This window comes from Corallococcus sp. CA054B (genome assembly GCF_003611625.1).
GTDB classification, from domain to species: domain Bacteria; phylum Myxococcota; class Myxococcia; order Myxococcales; family Myxococcaceae; genus Corallococcus; species Corallococcus coralloides.
Genome location: NZ_RAVY01000100.1, coordinates 1 through 19,312, shown reverse-complemented (window position 1 = coordinate 19,312; position 19,312 = coordinate 1). Strand labels below are relative to the sequence as shown.

13 protein-coding genes are annotated in these 19,312 nt (G+C 70.0%); 7 read left to right on the top strand and 6 right to left on the bottom strand.

What is annotated here, in order from left to right:
- The gene (locus D7V80_RS23270) at window positions 1-5,715 is read right to left on the bottom strand and encodes an Ig-like domain-containing alpha-2-macroglobulin family protein (protein WP_120590240.1); all 5,715 of its coding nucleotides are present in this window, start codon (window positions 5,713-5,715) and stop codon (window positions 1-3) included.
- A 269-nt stretch (window positions 5,716-5,984) separates the two neighbouring features.
- On the opposite strand from D7V80_RS23270, the gene D7V80_RS23265 reads away from it, so the two are divergent.
- The 4 genes from D7V80_RS23265 (at window position 5,985) to sthA (ending at window position 9,325) form a co-directional block, all read left to right on the top strand.
- A complete protein-coding gene (locus D7V80_RS23265) occupies window positions 5,985-6,716 on the top strand; it encodes an RNA methyltransferase (RefSeq protein ID WP_120590239.1) in 732 nt (243 codons plus the stop codon).
- 92 nt (window positions 6,717-6,808) lie between these two features.
- Complete coding sequence (locus tag D7V80_RS23260) at window positions 6,809-7,036, top strand: hypothetical protein (RefSeq protein WP_120590238.1); 228 nt, start codon at window positions 6,809-6,811, stop codon at window positions 7,034-7,036.
- 45 nt (window positions 7,037-7,081) lie between these two features.
- Window positions 7,082-7,876 (top strand): pseudouridine synthase, encoded by a 795-nt coding sequence (locus tag D7V80_RS23255; RefSeq protein WP_120590237.1) that lies wholly within the window; start codon window positions 7,082-7,084, stop codon window positions 7,874-7,876.
- Window positions 7,877-7,921: 45 nt separating this feature from the next.
- Entirely contained in the window at window positions 7,922-9,325 is a 1,404-nt protein-coding gene (gene sthA, locus D7V80_RS23250; RefSeq protein WP_120590236.1) for a Si-specific NAD(P)(+) transhydrogenase, read from the top strand.
- Window positions 9,326-9,344: 19 nt separating this feature from the next.
- On the opposite strand, the gene D7V80_RS23245 is transcribed toward sthA, so the two are convergent.
- Together D7V80_RS23245 and D7V80_RS23240 are read right to left on the bottom strand one after the other, a co-directional pair.
- The gene (locus D7V80_RS23245; protein ID WP_120590235.1) at window positions 9,345-9,683 is read right to left on the bottom strand and encodes a hypothetical protein; all 339 of its coding nucleotides are present in this window, start codon (window positions 9,681-9,683) and stop codon (window positions 9,345-9,347) included.
- Window positions 9,684-9,692: 9 nt separating this feature from the next.
- The gene (locus D7V80_RS23240) at window positions 9,693-10,055 is read right to left on the bottom strand and encodes a nuclear transport factor 2 family protein (RefSeq protein WP_014398450.1); all 363 of its coding nucleotides are present in this window, start codon (window positions 10,053-10,055) and stop codon (window positions 9,693-9,695) included.
- A 157-nt stretch (window positions 10,056-10,212) separates the two neighbouring features.
- On the opposite strand from D7V80_RS23240, the gene fusA reads away from it, so the two are divergent.
- From fusA to D7V80_RS23225, 3 genes are all read left to right on the top strand, one after another.
- The gene (fusA, locus tag D7V80_RS23235) at window positions 10,213-12,330 is read left to right on the top strand and encodes an elongation factor G (protein ID WP_120590234.1); all 2,118 of its coding nucleotides are present in this window, start codon (window positions 10,213-10,215) and stop codon (window positions 12,328-12,330) included.
- Window positions 12,331-12,434: 104 nt separating this feature from the next.
- On the top strand, window positions 12,435-14,372 hold the full coding sequence (locus D7V80_RS23230; RefSeq protein ID WP_120590233.1) for an ABC-F family ATP-binding cassette domain-containing protein: 1,938 nt from the start codon (window positions 12,435-12,437) through the stop codon (window positions 14,370-14,372).
- Window positions 14,373-14,481: 109 nt separating this feature from the next.
- Window positions 14,482-15,396 (top strand): flagellar motor protein MotB, encoded by a 915-nt coding sequence (locus tag D7V80_RS23225; RefSeq protein ID WP_120590232.1) that lies wholly within the window; start codon window positions 14,482-14,484, stop codon window positions 15,394-15,396.
- 9 nt (window positions 15,397-15,405) lie between these two features.
- Here D7V80_RS23225 and D7V80_RS23220 read toward each other — a convergent pair whose 3' ends face one another.
- The 3 genes from D7V80_RS23220 to D7V80_RS23210 all read right to left on the bottom strand — a co-directional run bounded on the left by D7V80_RS23220 (window position 15,406) and on the right by D7V80_RS23210 (window position 19,207).
- Window positions 15,406-17,301 (bottom strand): OPT family oligopeptide transporter, encoded by a 1,896-nt coding sequence (locus tag D7V80_RS23220; RefSeq protein ID WP_120590231.1) that lies wholly within the window; start codon window positions 17,299-17,301, stop codon window positions 15,406-15,408.
- Window positions 17,302-17,371: 70 nt separating this feature from the next.
- A complete protein-coding gene (locus D7V80_RS23215) occupies window positions 17,372-17,854 on the bottom strand; it encodes a peptidylprolyl isomerase (protein WP_120590230.1) in 483 nt (160 codons plus the stop codon).
- Between the two features lie 75 nt (window positions 17,855-17,929).
- Window positions 17,930-19,207 carry a dicarboxylate/amino acid:cation symporter gene (locus D7V80_RS23210; protein ID WP_120590229.1) on the bottom strand — a complete coding sequence of 426 codons (1,278 nt, stop codon included), beginning with the start codon at window positions 19,205-19,207 and terminating at the stop codon, window positions 17,930-17,932.
- Window positions 19,208-19,312 lie beyond the last annotated feature (105 nt).

The following is a 19,312-nucleotide window of genomic DNA, read 5'->3' as shown; positions in this document are numbered from 1 at the left end:
CTAGAGCAGGTCGTCCTTCCAGGGACCCACCACCTGCACCGTGCCCGCGGCTTCACGGGCCCAGATGGAGGAGTCGTACATCGCCTCGGCCTCCGCGGACGGCAGGGTGAAGCTGCCGGCCGTCACCGCGCGCACCGCGTAGACGAGCTTCTTCGTCTCATGGGCCTGCAGCGCGCCGAACGCCTCCATGCGGTCATCGCGCACGTTCACGTAGTCGGCGGCCCAGAGCGAATCCGCGTCCACCCAGTCCACGCTGCCGCCGCGTCCCAGGCGGGCGTTTTCAATCTCCCAGCCCGCCGGCAGCCGGTCCACCAGCGCGATGTTCTGCACGCGCTCGCCCCGGGTGTTGGTCACCTCCAGCTCCACGTAGATGAGGTCCGCCAGCTTCACCGGCTGGGCCTTCATGTCCAGCACGGTGCCGTCCAGCGAGCGCCAGGTGCGCTTGAGCTTCAGCCCTTCTCCACCCACCTTCACCTCGGGCGTGGTGCGCACGCCCTCGCTGTTGAGGATGAGGTACACGTTGCCGCCGCCCTTCTCCTTCAGGTCCAGCGACACGCTGGCGCGCTCGCTGGCGCGGGCCAGGGCCCACGTGCGGTCCGACACGCGCGCGTCCTTCTCCGCGACGGGCGTCACCGTCTTGCCCGCCACCGTGAGCGTGGGCGGCGAGAAGCTCGTCGCCGTACCCTGCAGCCGCTTGCCCAGGCCGGTGATGCCCCAGACCAGCTCCTGCGTCGAGTAGTACGCCGACGTGCGGGCCGACAGCGCCGTCGCCACCATGCGCGCCAGGGGCTCCCCTTCCGGCGCGTCGCCGAAGAGGTCCTGGAAGGTGCTGAGCATCATCCCGCGCCGGCGCCGGTCCGAGTAGAACGACCAGCTGTTCTTGCGCTCGTCGGTGACGGTGGACACGTCCGGGTTGCGCAGCTCCTTCTCGTAGCGGCGGTCGCCGGACAGCCACAGCGCGGCCTTGAGCATGTACAGGTCCTCCTGGTCCTCACCGCTGAGCGCGGCGCTCTTCGCCGCCGTCTCCAGCGCGCTCACCATCGCCTGCGCCCGCGCCTTGCGCCCCTTGCCCGCCACCGCGAGCACGTAGTGCATGTACGCCTCCGAGTGCTGGCCGTAGTGGTCGTCCTGCCCCACGCGGCCCTCCTTCCGGGTCAGCTCGTCGCCCATCCACGCGAGCGCGCTGTCCACGCGGTCGTCCGGCACCGGGTACTTCAGCTTGCGCGCGTCCAGCAGCATGTGCGTCGCGTAGGCCGTCCCCCAGGCCACCGGCTCCGTCTGGCCCGGCCAGTACGCGAAGCCGCCCGAGGCCGTCTGCATGGACAGCACCCGGTTGATGCCCGACTGCACCATGTCCTCCACCTTCGCCGTGGAGACCAGCGTCGGATCCACGCGCTCCACCAGCTGGCTCACGAACAGCAGCGGGCGCGTGGAGGACGTCGTCTGCTCGATGCAGCCGTGCGGGTAGCGCACCAGGTACGAGAGGTGCTGGAGCGACTTCGCGTACGGATTGTTCGTCACCCAGACGCTGGTGCGCTCCGTGGTGGGCACCCAGCCGGCGAGCAGCGCCTTCAGGTCCGTGGTGCCCTCCGCCAGCTCCACCTGCTGGATCTTGCGCTCACGGGGACCGGCGGGAGACAGCGGCACGTCCAGCTGCTCGCGCGACGTGTAGCCACCGCCCTCCACCGTCACCACCAGCCGCGCCGCGCCCACGGACTGCACCGCGCGGCCCTGGAAGACGAAGGTGCGGGACTTGCCGTCCTCCAGCTTCGCGCGGCCCTCGCTCTTGCCCTTGAGCTCCAGCGGCGAACCCAGGCCCTCCGGCATCGCGAGCCCCGGCACCGCCAGCGCCTCCGCGGACAGCGACACCTTCACGTCCTGCGCCTTGCCGGACAGGTTGGTGACGAAGACCGGAATCTGGATCTCGTCGTTCTGGGTGAGGAAGCGCGGCAGCGTCGTCTGGAGCACCAGCGGGTCGCGCACCAGCACCTGCGCGCTGGCCCGGCCGATGCGCTTGGCGCCCGCCGTCACCACCATCACCCGCACCGCGCCCCGGTACTGCGGCAGCTTGAAGGGCACCTTCAGCTTGCCGTTGGCGGGCACCTCCACCACGCCGCTCCACAGGGCCACGGGCTTCACCGGCTGCACGCGGCCTTCCGCGCCGCCCTCGTCACCACCGGTGGAGCTGGAGTTGCCGCCGGGCGGCACCAGCAGCGCCCAGCCCACCGTCTCGTAGGTCTGGATGCCCAGCGCGCGCCGCGTGAAGATCTCCTTCAGCGGATCCGGGCTCTGGAAGCGCGTGAGGGACAGGATGCCCTCGTCCACCACCGCCACGGTGGCGAAGGTGGGGCCCTCCACGCCCTCCACCGCGACGTCCACGGTGAGCGTGTCGTTGCTGCGGACCTCCTTGGGCACCGTCAGCGTGACGGCCTGGGTGAAGTCCACCGGCTCCAGCGCGATGCTGCCCACGCCGAAGGCGCGGTCGGGCATGAACGCCTGGGCGGATTCCAGGTGCGGGTCCTTCACCAGGAACGCGCTCACGTACACGTTGGGCGCGTACTCGGAAGGCGTGAACGACCAGGACACCTCGCCGGGCTCCACCTGCTTCCACGCGGTGGTGAGCACGCGGTCGGTCTCCACGGTGAAGAGGACGCGGCCCCGGTAGGGCGCCTTCATCTTCACGGTGAGGGCCTCACCCACCCTGCCCTTGGCGGGCAGCGAGATGTCCAGCGCCGTGGGCTTCAGGGGCCGCGGCGTCTGGTCCACGCGCGAGCCCTCGCCCCACCAGTAGTAGCGGCCCTCGCCCTCGATGGCGAGGTCCGTCTGGGTGTTGCCCGCGCGAGCGCGCACGAGGTAGCCCGCGCCGTCGCGGCCCGGCAGCACCGTCGCGGTGAAGCGGCCGTTCTCCACCTTCGCCGTCGCCTCGCCCTCACGCTGCGGGCGCAGGTAGCGCTGGTAGCGCTCGTAGCCGGACTCCTCGTCGTAGTAGTAGCCGTAGTTCTCCTCGAGCAGCTGGTACTCCAGCCGCACCGTCTTCGGCGCCTTGTCGCCGGTGACGGGCTGGCCGTTCCAGTCCACCACCACGCCGGTCAGCGTGAAGGGCGTGGCCGCCTTCACCTTCTGCGTGTTGGCCTGGAGGCCCAGGTAGTACGCCTCCGGGTGCACCGGCACGGTGGCCTCGCCGATGGTGGAGCGGCCGCTGCCGGACTCGAAGACGCTGGCCACCGCGGACAGCCGCGCCGCGCCCTTCATGGGGCCGGACGCCGCCTGCGCCGGGCAGTTGAGGAGCGCCTGCCCCTTCGCGTCGAGCGTGCCCTTCACCTGCCCCAGCGTGACGGGCCGGGGCGCGTTGCCGTCCTGGCGCCAGACGCCGTAGGTGTACTGGGCGTTCAGCTTGGGCTTGAAGGGCACGGACTCCAGCCGGCACGTCATCTCCACCGGGCTGCCCTCCGCGGATCCACCGAAGAGGTACGCGGCCTCCACGCCCACCGGAATCTCCGTGCCCTGCACGTAGCCCGGCGCGCTGGTGCTGGCCGTCACCTTCATGCGCTCCGGGACGAACTCCTCCACGTTCACCGCGTAGGAGGCCAGGTCGCGGTCCGCCACCTTGAGGCGCACCCAGTAGTGGCCGGTGTCCTGGAACGCCGCGAAGGCCTGGTCGAAGGCCACGAGCCCCGCCGCGTTCGTCTTCAGCGTCACCTTGCGGATTTCGCGCTCGCGCGGGTCGATGACGCGCACCTCCACCGGCATGCCCACGGGCGGCGCCAGGTTGTCCTGGCCGCGCAGCACCGCGGCCACGTGCGCGGTGTCACCGGGGCGGTACACGCCGCGGTCGGACCAGATGGAGGCGCGGTAGGGCTGCTCGGCGCGGTACGGCTCGCCCTGCACGTCCGAGTTGGCGATCTCCGTCTTGAGCTCGTCGTACTTGAGGTACGTCAGCTCGTCGCCCTTGCGCGCCACCAGCGCGAACGGGGCGCTCTCATCCACACCGGGCGCGGGCACCTTCAGCTGGCAGCCCGCCTCGCCCTGGGTGGTGCAGCGGGCCACGGACTGCCCGCTCTTCTTCACCAGCGACACCTCCACGCCGGACAGGGGCTCCGTGCTCTCCAGGCCCAGGGCCCAGACCCACACCTCGCCCGAATCCTTGGAGCCCACGGCGGGACCGCCGCGCTTGGCCACGAGGCTCAGGTCGGTGAGCAGGATGCGGGCGGCGGCCTTGTAGTCGCCGCGCTCGGCGACGATTTCCACCAGGCCGCGCGTGTTCGCGGGCACCAGCGACGCCACGTCGATGTACGTGGTGAGCAGCGCGTCCGGCGTGGACTTGAGCGGCACGGCCTTGCGCACCAGCACGTTGCTCGTGCGCTCGTCCGCGCTCTCCGAGTAGTCGCTGCCCATCCAGAAAACGAGGTTCTCTGGCGGGATGTTGCGCACCGTGAGCGTCACCTCCTCCAGGTTGAGGTGCTGCAGGGGCAGGTTGCGCCACGCGCTGCGCGGCAGGTAGCGGCCGTTGGCGTTGAAGCGCACCTGGGACTGGCGCGCGGGCACGGAGAAGCCGCGCGACCAGGCGCCCATGAGCGTGCCGCCGCCCACGGAGAACGTGCCCTCCGCGATGGAGAGCGTGTGCGGGCCGCGCTTGAAGTCACCGAAGATGCGGAAGCCGCGCCGCGACGGGGCCACGGAGAACTTCACCTTCGGCTTGAAGCGGATGGCGTCCTGGGCCACCGCGTCGCTCAGCGAGCAGCCCTTGTTGTCGTCGTCGTAGTAGTACGAATCCCACTCCTGGTCGGTGGGGCTCGCCGGGGCGTCCGCCGCCACGTCGCGGCAGCTCACCTCGTAGAAGTAGCCGCTGGAGCCCTCCTGGAGGCTCACGTAGGTGATGTCCAGGCGCTTGCCGCCGTTCACCACGAAGCTGCCCGTGGCCGCGGGCGCCTGCTCCTTGGAGCCGGTCCCCGCGGACGTCAGCCCCTCGCGCAGGGAGAACTGCACCGTCGCGCCAGGCTTGAGCTTCGGGTGGGTGAGCGCCACGGCCAGGGAGTTGCGGGTGTCCGCGCGGGTGCTCCACTTCACGTCGGTGATGGCGGAGTCCCCCACGCGGAAGCTCATGCGGGAGCGCACGGCGGCCAGGTCCACCGGGCCGGAGAAGTCCACGTTCGCCTCCACGCGGGCCTTCTGGAGGTCCAAGCGCGTGGGGTAGACCTGACCGAACTTGAAGGCGAAGGTCGTGAAGGTGTGGCGCCACTCATTGAACGACGCCGGCTGGGCCATGCCCGTGTTGGTGAGCACCGCGTCCACGGACACGGTGTAGGTCGTGCCGGCCGCGAAGCCCGTGGACGGCGTGAAGAGCAGCGAGGAGGGGCCCGTCCACCGCAGGCTGCCCGCGACCTCCGGAGTGAACGTGACGCGGGTGCCGTCCACGCTCTCGTAGCGCGGGCGCACCGGCAGCGCGAACTCGATGATGACGCCCAGGGGCACGGAGTTATCGCTGGCCAGCTCGTGGATGACGGGCTTGAGCGTCGAGGCCTGCACCGGCGTGGGCGCGGACGGGGAGGTCGTGCTGGCGGTGGGCGCCGTGGCGGAGGCGGGCGTGGCGGGCGGCGTCTTCGCGGGCTCTTGCTTGCAGCCGGCGGCGAGCGCGCCCACGAGCAACGCCGGCAAGAGCCAGCGGGCACGGGGAGCGCGCGCGGCCTTCGGCGGGACAGGGGACTGCGGGGACATGTTTCCTCCAGGAGGTGGCGGCGGATCCGATTTCATGCCGCGTGCCGCGCGTGGGGCCGTGGAGGCGCACGGGAAGTGCGGCCCGGCGACCACGTGCCGGCGCTCCCCCGTGCGCGTCCGCGGGCCCACAGGGTGTCCGGGCAGCCACACTCAAGGGTGGCCTCCGGACACGCGGGACGCGGGATTTCGCGGTGCAGACTGGCGGTGAGACACCTCGCCGGTCAACTGGGGTCCCTGCGACGCGCACCAGGGCGGTAGGGTGCGCCGCCATGGTGCTGCCCGTCCGATTCGTCCTCATGCGCCCGCGCAACGCGGAGAACCTGGGTGCCGCCGCCCGCGCCCTGAAGAACTGCGGCCTGTCCGACTGGGCCTGGGTGACGCCGGAGGTGGAGGACCTGGGTCCCGCCCACCGGCTGGCGGTGCACGCGGAGGACGTGCTGGGTGGGGTGAAGCGGCCGGACACGCTGGACGCGGCGGTGTCCGACTGCGTCTGGGTGGTGGGGACCAGCTCCCGCAAGGTGGAGGGAAAGCGCCGCCTGTCACCCCGCGCCGTGGGGGAGGAGCTGGTGGCGAGGGCGAAGCAGGGGCCGGTGGCGCTCGTCTTCGGAGATGAGCGCAGCGGCCTCACCAACGCGGAGGTGGAGCGCTGCCACGACCTGTCCGCGGTGCCCACCGCGCCGGAGCAGCCCTCCATCAACCTGGCGCAGGCGGTGCTGCTCTACGCCTACGAGGTCCGCATGGCGCACCTGGCGGACAGCGCGCCGCCTCCGGGTCCCCTGCCCCTGGCCGCCACGGACGCGGAGCTGGCCCGGGTGGAGGCCACGCTGGAGGCGCTCCTGGGCGCGGGCGGCTTCCTCGTGGACGAAAAGCCCGGGCGCACGGCGGTGCGGGACCTGGTCGCGCCCCTGCGCCGCTCCCGGCTCACGCGCAACGAGGCCCGGCTCTGGCTGGCCGCGCTGCACACCGTGCGCAAGCACTTCCCGGGCAGGGACGACCCCTGAGCAGGCAGGGGGACACTCCACCCCTCACGGCGGGATGCCCGCGCGTCGCTACCTTTCGTGGACCGTCCGAACCTCACGGAAAGGAGCACCGCGTGAACCACATGCCCTACGAGTCGATGATCGTGGGAGGCACCGAGCCCGGCCCTGGCCGTCAGGCGCCAGCCCACGAGGAGATTTACGAGGAACCCGGCCGCACGCCCGGGACGGCGGAGGACGGCGGGCTGGAGGAGGAGTCCCACCGCATGGCGGACGGCGACGAGCCGGGCCCGACGCCGGGCTCCGCCGAGGGCGACGACCCCGACGAGCCGGTCCGCCACTAACTGAAGGACACGCCGCCGCCCGAGCGCGGCTACAGTGCCGCGCCCATGCCTCGCAAGCCCGAACGGCCCCCCAAATCCCCTCCCCGCCCCAACCGCTGGGAGGGCAAGGAGAAGCCGGACTGGCTCTCCCGCGCGCTCGCCCGCGCGGGCGCCATGCCCCAGGACGAGGCGGACGCCGCCATCAAGGCAGGCCGCGTGACGGTCAACGGCCGCGTGGCGACCACGCCCCTGACCCCCGTGCCGCCCGACGCCGTCATCAAGGTGGACGGGATGCCGGTGCGCAAGGGAGCGCCCACGCACGTCCTGGCCTTCCACAAGCCCGCGGGGGTGCTGACCTCCACCGCGCGCCAGCACCGCACGGGCACGGTGTTCGAGCTCCTGCTGCCCCAGCTGCCCCTGGAGCTGAACCGCTTCACCTGGCACGCCGTGGGCCGGCTGGACGTGGACACCACGGGCCTCTTGCTCTTCACCAACGACGACAAGCTGGTGGCCCACGCCACGTCCCCTGAGACGAACCTGCCCAAGCGCTACGTGGCCACGGTGTTCAGCACCGCGGACGACGCGAAGGTGGAGCCGCTGCGCCAGGGAATGATGCTGGATGACGGCCCCGCGCGCCCCGCCGGGGTGCGCGTGCGCGACGAGCACACGGTGGAGGTGACGCTCACCGAAGGCCGCCACCACCAGGTGAAGCGCATGCTGGGCGCCGTGGGACTGCCTGCCCGCGCGCTCCACCGGGAGGCGGTGGGCGACATCACCCTGGACGACATCCCCGAGGGCGGCTTCCGGCTCCTCACCGAGGAGGAGGTCCGCGAGAAGCTGAATTACTCGGGCCGGGACTGACTTCCCGGTGCCCTGGCCCCCGGGGGTGGGGTTAGGGTGCGGCCCATGGCGGACTTCGACCTGGTGGTCATCGGCTCAGGCCCCGCGGGTGAATGGGGCGCGGTGCAGGCCTCGCTCGCGGGGAAGCGGGTGGCGGTGGTGGAGCGGGAACTGGTGCTCGGCGGCACCGCGGCCAACACCGGCACCCTTCCCTCCAAGACGCTGCGCGAGACGGCGCTGCACCTGTCCGGCTTCAAGGCGCGCGGCCTCTACAGCGTGGACGCGACGCTGCGCCACGAGGCCACCGTCTCCGACTTCCTCTTCCGCGAGCGCCGCGTGAAGCAGATGGAGCGCGAGCGCATCCACAAGAACCTCCAGCGCCACGGAGTGACGCTGTTCCAGGGCGCCGGCTCCTTCGTGGACGCGCACACGGTCGCGGTGAAGCGCGACGGCGCGGAGGTCGCCCGGCTCACCGCCGGCACCGTCCTCATCGCCACCGGCTCCACCCCGTACCGCCCGCCGATGTACCCCTTCGGCGATCCGCGCGTGCACGACTCGGATGAAATCCTCGACATCACCACCCTGCCCCGCACGCTGGTCGTGGTGGGCGGCGGTGTCATCGGCTGCGAGTACGCGTGCATGTTCGCCGCGCTGGGCATCCCGGTGACGCTGGTGGAGGTGAAGAACGACCTGCTCAACTTCCTGGATGCGGAGGTGGGCCAGCGGCTCCGCGACTGCATGGAGACGCTGGGGGTCCGGCTGCGCCTGGGCCAGACGGTGGAGTCCGCGCACGTGCCGGAGTCCCACTCGGAGCCCATCCGCCTGCAGCTGTCCACGGGCGAGGTGCTGGAGGCGGATCAGGTGCTGGTCGCCTCCGGCCGCACCGCGAACACCACGGGCCTGGGCATCGAGGCGCTGGGCGTGAAGCAGGGCAAGCGCGGCCAGATTGAAGTCGGGCTCGCGTACCAGACGGCCGTGCCGCACATCTACGCGGTGGGGGACGTCGTCGGCTTCCCCGCGCTGGCCTCCACGTCCATGGAGCAGGCCCGCATCGCGGTGGAGCACGCGTTCGGCCCGGGCAAGCGCACGCTCACGCCCATCCTGCCCTACGGCATCTACACCATCCCGGAGGTGTCCATGGCCGGCGACACGGAGGAGTCCCTGCGCGCGCGGAGCATCCCCTACGTCGTCGGCCGCGCCACCTTCGACACCAACCCGCGCGGGCAGATCATCGGGGAGAAGCAGGGCCTCTTGAAGCTGCTCTTCCACCGCGACGACATGAAGCTTTTGGGCGTGCACGTGCTGGGCGAACAGGCCTCGGAGCTGGTGCACGTGGGGCTCACCGCGCTGCTCACCGGCTCCACCGCGCAGCTCTTCGTGGAGACCTGCTTCAACTACCCGACGCTGTCGGAGGCCTACAAGGCCGCCACCTACGACGCGTTGGACCAGGTCCGCGTCAGCAGCGCCTGATCCACCGAGGCTCCGCGCTTTAGCGCGAGTCCTTGAGGCTGCCCACCGTGAGGCCCGACTCGCGGGGGGCCACCCGGTTCACGCCGTCCGAGGACACCCGGGCCAGCGGGGGCGCGGCGGCGGGCGGCGGGGCCTTCGAGGCCGAAGCCCTGGGGGCCGCCGCATTGGAACCACCGCTCTGCCCCGGGGCGCCCTGGAGCAGCGAGCGGATCCGCTCCCAGCGGACCTTCTCCTCCGCCACCAGCCGCACCAGTTCCTCGCGGGCGGAGGCGTCCGGCAGGTCCGAGGCGGCCGCCGCCACCTTGTCCATGAAGGGCAGCAGGTACCCGAAGTCCCGGTCGAAATTGGGGGTCGCCATGGGGGCACCTTAGCCGTGGTAGACGCGCGACGCGACGATGCGCCCGCCCTTCACTTCCAGCACCTCCGCCACCGGCAGGGGGGCTTCATTGGGCGCGTGGCGCAGGTACTCCATGAACACCCGGTCCCCATCCGCCGTGAGGGCCGTCTCCTCGTAGCGCAGACCCGGCAGCCGGGCGATGGCGTCCCTCCACCACCGCTCCAGGGCCGGCCGGCCCACCAGGCGCCCGCCCGTCTCCGGGTGCAGGACGCGAATCTTGGGCGAGGTGTGTGTTGCATCCTCCGCGTACAGCGCCACCAGCGCGGTGACGTCGTGGGCGTTGAAGGCCTGGAGCCATGCCCGGGCCAGGGAGAAGTTTTCGCTCGCGCTCATTGTTATGAGACCTCAGTCGGAACAGGGACGGCGGAAAGTAGGCGGATGTACGCCCCGCGTCATGCGGATTTGTCTGGTAACTGGGTCCTGTGGGAAGTAAGGGCCCCGCCTGCTCTGTTCCCTCAGGCAATTTTTTCAATAGAAGAAGGACCGGATCGTGGCCTCCAACGTACCCATCGAGAAGATTCGTAACATCGGTATCTCCGCCCACATCGACTCGGGCAAGACGACGCTGTCCGAGCGCATCCTGTTCTACACGGGCAAGATCCACGAGATCCACGAGGTCCGCGGCAAGGACGGCGTGGGCGCGGTCATGGACTCGATGGACCTGGAGCGTGAGAAGGGCATCACGATCCAGTCCGCCGCCACGTACGCGATGTGGGGCGACTTCAACATCAACCTCATCGACACCCCGGGACACGTGGACTTCACCATCGAGGTGGAGCGCGCGCTCCGCGTCCTCGATGGCGCCATCCTGGTGCTCTGCTCCGTGTCGGGCGTGCAGTCGCAGTCCATCACGGTGGACCGCCAGATGAAGCGCTACAAGGTTCCGCGCATCGCGTTCATCAACAAGATGGACCGCTCGGGCGCGAACTACGATCGCGTCGCCGCGCAGCTGAAGGAGAAGCTGGGCCACCACGCGGTGAAGCTCCAGTACCCCATCGGCGCGGAGGACCGCTTCCAGGGCCTCATCGACCTGCTCTCCATGAAGGCGTTCTACTTCGACGGCGAGAACGGCGAGCACATTCGCGAGGAGGACATCCCGGCGGACATGCTGGACGAGGCCAAGCTGCGCCGTGACGAGATGATCGAGGGCATCGCCAACGTCGACGACGAGCTGGGCGAGGCCTTCCTCATGGACCCGGCCTCCATCTCCGAGGAGCAGCTGCGCGCCGCCGTGCGCCGCGCCACCATCGCGCTGAAGATGACGCCGGTGATGTGCGGCTCCGCGTACAAGAACAAGGGCGTGCAGCTGCTGCTCAACGCGGTGTGCAGCTACCTGCCGCACCCCAAGGAAGCGACCAACGAGGCGCTCGACCAGAAGAACAACGAGGCCAAGGTCATCCTGGAGTCGGACCCGACCAAGCCCTTCGTCGGCCTGGCGTTCAAGCTGGAAGACGGCCGCTACGGCCAGCTCACCTACATGCGCATCTACCAGGGCAAGGTGAGCAAGGGTGACTTCATCATCAACCAGGTGAACCAGAAGAAGGTCAAGGTTCCGCGCATCGTCCGCATGCACTCGTCGGAAATGCACGACGTCAACGAGGCCACGGCCGGCGACATCGTCGCGCTGTTCGGCATCGAGTGCGCCTCCGGCGACACGTTCACCGACGGCACCGTGCAGTACACGATGACGTCCATGTTCGTGCCGGACGCGGTGATCTCCCTGGCGGTGACGCCGAAGAACCGCGACACGCTGGCGAACTTCTCCAAGGCGCTCAACCGCTTCCACAAGGAAGACCCCACCTTCCGCGTGCGCCGTGACGAAGAGTCCGCGCAGACCATCATCAGCGGCATGGGCGAGCTCCACCTGGAGATCTACATCGAGCGCATGAAGCGCGAGTACAACTGCGAGGTGGTCGCCGGTAAGCCGCAGGTGGCGTACCGCGAGACCATCTCCCAGAAGGGCGAGTTCGCGTACACGCACAAGAAGCAGACCGGTGGTTCGGGTCAGTTCGCGCGCGTGTGCGGCTACGTGGAGCCCCTGCCCTCGGACGCCGTGCAGCAGTACGAGTTCGTGGACGACATCGTCGGTGGCTCCATCCCGCGCGAGTTCATCCCCGCGTGCGACAAGGGCTTCCAGGAGGCCGTGAAGAAGGGCAGCCTCATCGGCTTCCCCGTGGTGGGCCTGCGCGTGGTCATCAACGACGGCGCGTTCCACGCGGTGGACTCGTCCGAAATGGCGTTCAAGACGGCCGCCATCATGGGCTTCCGCGAGGGCTACGCCGCCGCCAAGCCGGTCATCCTCGAGCCGATCATGAAGGTCGAAGTCACGGCTCCGGAAGACTTCCAGGGTTCCGTCGTTGGCCAGCTGAACCAGCGCCGCGGCACCATCCTGGAGACGGGCACCGCGGAAGGCTACGTCACGGCCGTGGCGGAAGTGCCGCTGAACACGATGTTCGGCTACTCCACCGACCTGCGCTCCGCCACCCAGGGCAAGGGCGAGTTCACGATGGAGTTCTCCAAGTACATGCCCGTGCCCCGCAACGAGGCCGAGGCCCTGATGGCGCAGTACAAGGAGAAGCAGGCCGCGGAGCAGGCTGCCCGCAAGTAGTCCGGGTGCCCACGCCGCACTGGCTGTAGGAAGGGCGCTCCCCGCTTCAAGTGGGGGGCGCCCTTTCGCTTTTCCCCTCCCCCCTTTTCGAAAGGTTCCTTCCCGTGACGCTGCTTCGCGCCGCCAACGTCCAGCTCGCCTTCGGCAGCCGCACCGTCTTCGAGGGCCTCACCTTCACCATCGAGGAGGGCGAGCGCGTGGGCCTCGTGGGCGTCAACGGCTCCGGCAAGTCGTCCCTGATGAAGATATTGGCCGGCGCGGCGAAGCCGGACCTGGGGGAGCTGCAGCTGCGCCGGGGCGCGCGCGTCACCTACCTGCCCCAGGAGCCGGAGTTCCCCGAAGGCGCCACCGTGCAGAGCGAGCTCGCCGTGTCCCAGGCGCCGCTGAAGGAAGCTCTGGCGGCGCACGCGGAGCTGTCCCGGAAGCTGGAGGTGGACCCCGCGCACGCCACCCCGAAGATGCTGGAGCAGCTGTCCGCGCTGAGCGACCGGATTGAACAGGCGGGCGGCTGGGACACGGAGCACCACGCGAAGACGCTGCTGGACCGGCTGGGCGTGAAGGACTGGGACCGGCCCGTGGCCCAGCTGTCCGGAGGCCTGCGCAAGCGCGTGGCCATTGCCCGGGCGCTGCTCACGCGCCCGGACCTGCTGCTGCTGGACGAGCCCACCAACCACCTGGACGCGGACACCGTGGACTGGCTGGAGGACGAGCTGGACAAGCTGCCCGGGGCGCTCCTGCTCGTCACGCACGACCGCTACTTCCTGGACGACCTGGTGGACCGCATCGTGGAGATCCAGCCCGGCGGCGGCCTCATCTCCTACCCCGGCAACTACGCGGCCTACGTGGAGCAGAAGCTCGTGGCCCAGGAGAACGCGGAGGTCGCGGAGCACAAGCGCGGCCGCTGGATTGCCCAGGAGGTGGCGTGGCTGCGCAAGGGCCCGGAGGCGCGGCGCACCAAGAGCAAGGCCCGCATCGAGCGTGCGCAGAAGCTGCTGGCGGAGAAGGGCTTCCAGCGCCCCAAGGTGGCGGACCTGAAGGTGGTGGCGGCGCCGCGGCTGGGCCACACCGTCATCGAGGCCGAAGGGCTGAAGAAGTCCTTTGGCGACCGCAAGGTGCTGGACGGCGTGGACTTCCGGCTCCAGCGCGGCGAGCGCGTGGGCTTCCTGGGGCCCAACGGCGTGGGCAAGACGACCTTCCTGCGCGTGATGCTGGGCGAGATCCCGGCGGACAGCGGCAAGCTCGTCATCGGGAAGAACACGAAGGTCGCCTACTACGATCAGCAGCGCGCCCAGTTGGACCCGGAGCAGACGGTGTACGACGCGGCCTCCAACGGCGAGGACCACGTGGAGCTGGCGGACCGGAAGGTGGCCCTGCGCGACTACCTGGAGGACCTGCTCTTCCCGGTGCCCATGCAGCGCATGAAGGTGGGCGCGCTGTCCGGCGGCGAGCGCAACCGGCTGCTGTTGGCGCGGCTGTTCCTGGAAGGCGCCAACGTGCTGGTGCTGGACGAGCCCACCAACGACCTGGACATCGTCACCCTCAACATCCTGGAGCGGCTGCTCCTGGACTTCGCGGGCAGCACCCTGCTGGTGACGCACGACCGGTACTTCCTCGACAAGGTGGCCACCGCCATCCTCTCCTTCGACGGAGAGGGCAAGGTCACCCGCTACGAGGGCAACTACGACATGTACAAGCGGCTGCGCGAGCAGTCGCAGGCCGCCGCGCTCAAGGCCGCCGCGCTGAAGAAGGACGAGCCGAAGAAGGACGAGTCCCGCGAGGAGCCCGCCCAGAAGCCCGCGCCGAAGAAGCCCGGGAAGCTCTCCTACAAGGATCAGCGCGAGCTGGACGGCATGGAGGCCACCATCGAGGCCGCGGAGAAGCGCAAGGCGGAGCTGGAGGCAAAGCTGGCCGACCCCGCCGTCTACAGCCAGGGCTCCAAGGTCGCTGAAGTCAATCAGGCCCTGGAAGCCACCACCGCCGAAGTGGATCGGCTCTATACGCGATGGCAAGAATTGCAGGACCTGGCGGCTGGAACTGCCTGACGCGGCGGTATTTGCGCGGGGCAACCATCAATCGGTGGCACCCGTGCATGATTTTCGCGGCACGGGACTCTGGCTAGAGTCCGCGTCCCTCCGCCTCGGGAGTCATCAATTGTTCCGTCCGGCCTCGGTCCTCGCCGCTGCCCTGCTGTCCCTGCCCTTCTCCGCCCACGCCCTGGAAAGCGGCCCCAAGAGTCCGCTGCCCGTCTTTGACCTGCAACGGCTGCGCCTGGACCCGGCGGCCCTGGGGTCGCTGGTGGTGGGGACGGGCCGGACGCTGGAGTCCGGGCAACTGCGTGTGAGCTTGAACTACCACTACGAGCAGCTGCCCATGCATTTCCAGACGCGCTGGGAGCCCGGCGAGGGCACGGGCCTGGTGGAGAACAAGATGACCGCCCACATGACAGTGGCCTTCGGCGTGCTGTCCTGGCTGGAGGTGGGCGGTGAGCTGCCCTTCGTCCTGACGCAGGGGGGAAAGCCCACGCTGGAGTACTACGGGCCGAACTCCGGGGGCATCGCCACGCCGTGGCTGACGGCCCGGGCCGCCGTGCTGCGCCAGACGAAGGGCGCTCCCATCAACCTCTCGGTGGGGCTCACCGCGGGGCTGCCGGTGGGCAGCCGCGCGGCGCAGGCGCACGAGGAGTACGCGTGGCAGCCGCGTCTGCAATTGGGCTACGTGGGCGAGGGCTTCCAGGTGGGCGGCGAGGCCGGCATCTTCCTGCGCAAGCGCCAGGACCTGGGCCCGGTGTCCTATGACCCGAAAGACATCGTGGGCAATGAGCTGCGATTGGGCGCCACGGTGACGTCGCTCCACGGCGAGACGACGCGCGGCGAGGTGAGCGTGGTTTCGGGCATCCCGCTGAACGGGGGCCGGGTGGGGGCGGAGCTGCTCATCGCCATCCGCCGCCATGCCCTGTCCACCCTGGACCTGTACGTGATGGGCGGCCCGGGCGTGGGCGCGGGGTTCGACACGCCCACCTTCCGCTTCGTCGCGGGCGTGTCCTGGGCCACCAGCAAGGTGGACTGACGGGCGCCCCTACTTCGGCATCTTGCCGAAGGCCTTCAACATCGCGATGGCGATGCCCAACAGGCTTTCGCCCGCGATGAAGCCGGAGGAGACGGGCAGCACCGCGGCCTCCGCGAGCTTCGGCTTCACGCGCTTGATGAACGCCGCCAGCGTCGCGCCGATGAAGAGGCTGATGGAGCTGGAGCCGGGGATGACGATGGCCAGCCCCAGGCCGGACGCGCTGGGGATGAAGGCCTTCACCTTCGGCGGGGCCCAGCGCTCCAGCAGCACCAGCGCGATGCCCAGCAGCGCGCCGCACAGGGCGCCCATGCGCGCGGTGGGGTGCAGCGCGGACGCACCCGAGGCGAGCATCTTGGACACGCCGGCCCACACCATGGACGCGGGCGCGGGGAACTGCTCCGAGCCCAGCACGTCCGCGGTGGGCACCAGCAGCTTGAAGATGGGCACCACCACCATGGCGCCCGCCACCACGCCGAACAGCTGCGCGAAGAACTGCTGACGCGGCGACGCGCCCAACAGCCACCCGGACTTCAGGTCCGTGAGCAGGTCCGCCGAGTGCAGCCCCACGCCGCCCGTGGCGTTGGCGCTCATCACGTTGGCGGGGATGTTGCCCGGCGCGAGTCCGCCGAAGATGAGCTGGGTGACGGGGCCCAGCGCCTTGGTGGGCGTGGTGTCCGTCTCACCCGTCACGCGCGACGCGATGACGCCCATCACCACCGCCAGGGGGAGCGCGAGCACGCCGGCCCACCAGGGAATCTGGAACAGGTAGGCCATGAGGAAGACGGCCACCGGGCCCAGGAGCGCGAAGCCCAGCGGGAACCACGCCGGGGGGCACTCGATGTCCGCCAGCGGATCCTCGCGAGCGCCCTCCTTGGGCTTCATCCCCACCAGCCCGCCCAGCGCGGAGAACGAGCGCACCACGCTCCTCCACTGGAACGCGAACGACAGCAGGCCGGACGACACCAGCACCGCGGAGCCCGTCCACAGCGACCAGCTGTTGATGGCCTTGTACGTCACCTCCGGGATGACGCCCTGGGAGACCATGGCCGGCGCGAGGAAGCCGTAGTTGAGGATGGCGCCCAGCAACATGGACCAGCCGGTGCGGAAGTTCACCAGCGCGCCCGCGCCGATGAGCAGCAGGCTGAACTCGAGTGACAGGGACCACTTGCCCGCCTCGCGCCCGAGGATGCTGAATGGCAGGCTCACCTTCTCCGGCAGGTTCTTCAGCCAGGTGAAGCGCGCGTCGCGCACCACCACCAGCAGCGCGCCCACCAGCGCCGCCAGGCCCAGCAGGCGCGACTTGCGGCGGGCCACCTCGCCGTGGCCGTGCAGCGCGCGGATGGTCTCCGCGGTGGCGGTGCCCGTGGGGAACGGGAGCGCTTCGATGTTGATGAGCTGGCGCTTGATGGGGATGGCGGCGAAGACGCCCAGCGCGGAGATGACGGCGAACCACACCATCAGCCAGCCGGACGACGGCAGCGTGCCGGTGAGCATCAAGAGCGCGGGCACCGCGGCCATGTTGCCGCCGCCCGTCATGTAGCCCGCGGCGGACGCCACGGAGCCCATGGCGTTGTTCTCCAGGTCGGTGAACTCGTTGCGCAAGAGCTTCAGCGAGCGCAGCGTGCCGAACACCGCGAAGGCCAGGATGCACGCGGTGATGGTGACGCCCAGGCTCCAGCCCGTCTTGAGGATGACGTAGAGGTTGGATAGGCACATCACCGCGCCAATGAGCATGCCGGCGATGACGGCGCGCACGGTGAGCTGCCGCGCGCCGCCCTGGTAGACGTGCTCCCGCCAGTACAGCTCCGGATCCATGGCCGCGGAGGCACCGGGCCGGTCGGGGACGGCGCCGGGGTCGGGCGCGGGGACGCGGAGCTGGCTGGGGTTCGGGACGGGAGGAACCATGGGGGGCGCAAGATAGTGCACGCCCCCCGGGGTCACGAAACGCTCCGTGCCCCCCGGTTCGGAAAAGGCACTACCCGTGCGCGCCGCCCGGACCGTGGACGTGGCCGTGCGCCAGCTCTTCCTGCGTCGCGTCACGCACTTCGCGCACGGTGACGTCGAAGTGGAGCGTCTTGCCGGCGAGCGGGTGGTTCAGGTCCACCACCACGGAGTCCGGGTTCACGGCGATGATGCGCAGGGGGACGTCGCCGTCCTCCGTCTGGGCCATCAGCGTCCCGCCCACCTGGGGCAGGTACGTGGTGGGCAGCATGGTGCGGGGGACGTTGCGCACGCCCTCTGGCTTGTGGATGCCGTAGCCCTCTTCCGGGGTCACCACCACCTGCTTGCTGTCCCCCACTCCCAGGCCGTCCAGCGCGCCCTCCAGGCCGGGGACGATCTGCTTGTGCCCATGCAGATAGGCGAGCGGCTGGTTCGGGGCGCTCTGGTCGATGATCTGCCCGTCTCCCAGGTGGAGGCGGTAATCGAGGGCGACGACGCGACCGTTGGCGACTTTCATGCGGCGGAAGCTCCTTGGATGCGAAATGCGGCGGAGGGGGACTTCGGTCAAAGGTGGAACCGGGGTGACGCCACGTCAGGCGGCGGGAGACTGTGCCGCCTCCTCGCCGACCGGCCGGTCGGGGGGCTCGCCGCGCGACACGTACACCGCGGCGGCCAGGTCTCCGGTGACGTTGAGCACGGTGCGGCACATGTCCAGGAAGCGGTCCACGCCGAGGATGAGGCCCAGCCCCTCCACGGGGATGTTGAACATGCCCAGAATCATCGCGATGACGGGGATGGAGCCCGCCGGCACGCCCGCGGTGCCAATGCCCGCCAGCACGCAGATGAACATGATGGTCGCCTGCTGCGTGAGGCCCAGCGGGACGCCATACACCTGCGCGAGGAAGAGGACGGTGACACCCTCGAAGAGCGCGGTGCCGTTCTGGTTCATCGCGGAGCCGGCGGTGAGCACGAAGCGCGACACGTTGCGCGGCAGCTTGAGGTTCTCCTCCGCCACCTTGAGGGCGGTGGGCAGCGTGGCGCTGGAGGAGGACGTGGAGAACGCGGTGACGATGGCCAGCCGGCAGGAGCGGAAGAACTCCACCGGGTTGCGCCCGCCCAGGAAGCGCACGGACAGCGAGTACATGACGAACATGTGGATGCCCAACGCCAGCAGCACCACGCCCACGTACGACGCCAGCTGTCCCAGGATGTGGAAGCCCAGCCGCGCCGTCATGGAGAACAGGAGCGCGCCCACGCCCACGGGGGCCAGTTTGAGCACCCCGTCGATGAGCTTCATCATCACGTCGTAGAGCCCCTGGACGACGTCCTTGAGGCGCTGCGCGGGCTCGCCCGGCGTGAGCGCCAGGCCCAGGCCGAAGATGAGCGAGAAGACGATGAGGCCGATCATGTCCCCGTCCGCCGCGGCCTTCAGCGGGTTGGTGGGCACCATGGACATGAAGAGCGCGCCCGCGGAGGTGTCCCCGGGGGGCGGCGCGGGCTTGATGGTCGTGCCCGTGCGGGCCAGGGCGCGGGCCTCGTCGCTCAGGCCGTCACCGGGCCTCAGCGTGTTGACGAGCAGCAGGCCGATGGCCACGGAGATGACGGAGAAGACGACGGTGTAGCCCAGCGTGCGGGCGCCCAGGCGGCCCACCTGCTTCAGGTCCAGCTCCGCCACGCCCACGACGAGCGCGGAGAACAGGAGCGGCACGACGAGCATCAGGAGCAGGCGGATGAAGATCTGCCCCAGGGGGTTGGTGACGTGCTCGACGGCCCAGGTGAGCCAGTCCGCGCTCCCGAACGCGGCGTTGCAGACGAGCCCGGCCGCCGCGCCGATGGAAATCCCGAGGAGCATCTTCTGATGGGGCTTCATGAGGGGGCGAAGCCTACCGGTGAAAGGGGGTGGCGCCCACCTCGCGTTCAGGAGAAAGCTCCCGCCCCATCGTGGAATCCCTCGTCCAGCTCACCGAGCCCGCCC

Coding starts and splice junctions, on each gene's coding strand:
- sthA (WP_120590236.1), top strand. CDS start 7,922: ATGGCGGACTTCGACCTGGTGGTCATCGGCTCAGGCCCCGCGGGTGAA.
- D7V80_RS23265 (WP_120590239.1), top strand. CDS start 5,985: ATGGTGCTGCCCGTCCGATTCGTCCTCATGCGCCCGCGCAACGCGGAG.
- D7V80_RS23270 (WP_120590240.1), bottom strand. CDS start 5,715: ATGTCCCCGCAGTCCCCTGTCCCGCCGAAGGCCGCGCGCGCTCCCCGT.
- D7V80_RS23245 (WP_120590235.1), bottom strand. CDS start 9,683: ATGGCGACCCCCAATTTCGACCGGGACTTCGGGTACCTGCTGCCCTTC.
- D7V80_RS23215 (WP_120590230.1), bottom strand. CDS start 17,854: ATGAAAGTCGCCAACGGTCGCGTCGTCGCCCTCGATTACCGCCTCCAC.
- D7V80_RS23255 (WP_120590237.1), top strand. CDS start 7,082: ATGCCTCGCAAGCCCGAACGGCCCCCCAAATCCCCTCCCCGCCCCAAC.
- D7V80_RS23240 (WP_014398450.1), bottom strand. CDS start 10,055: ATGAGCGCGAGCGAAAACTTCTCCCTGGCCCGGGCATGGCTCCAGGCC.
- D7V80_RS23220 (WP_120590231.1), bottom strand. CDS start 17,301: ATGGTTCCTCCCGTCCCGAACCCCAGCCAGCTCCGCGTCCCCGCGCCC.
- D7V80_RS23210 (WP_120590229.1), bottom strand. CDS start 19,207: ATGAAGCCCCATCAGAAGATGCTCCTCGGGATTTCCATCGGCGCGGCG.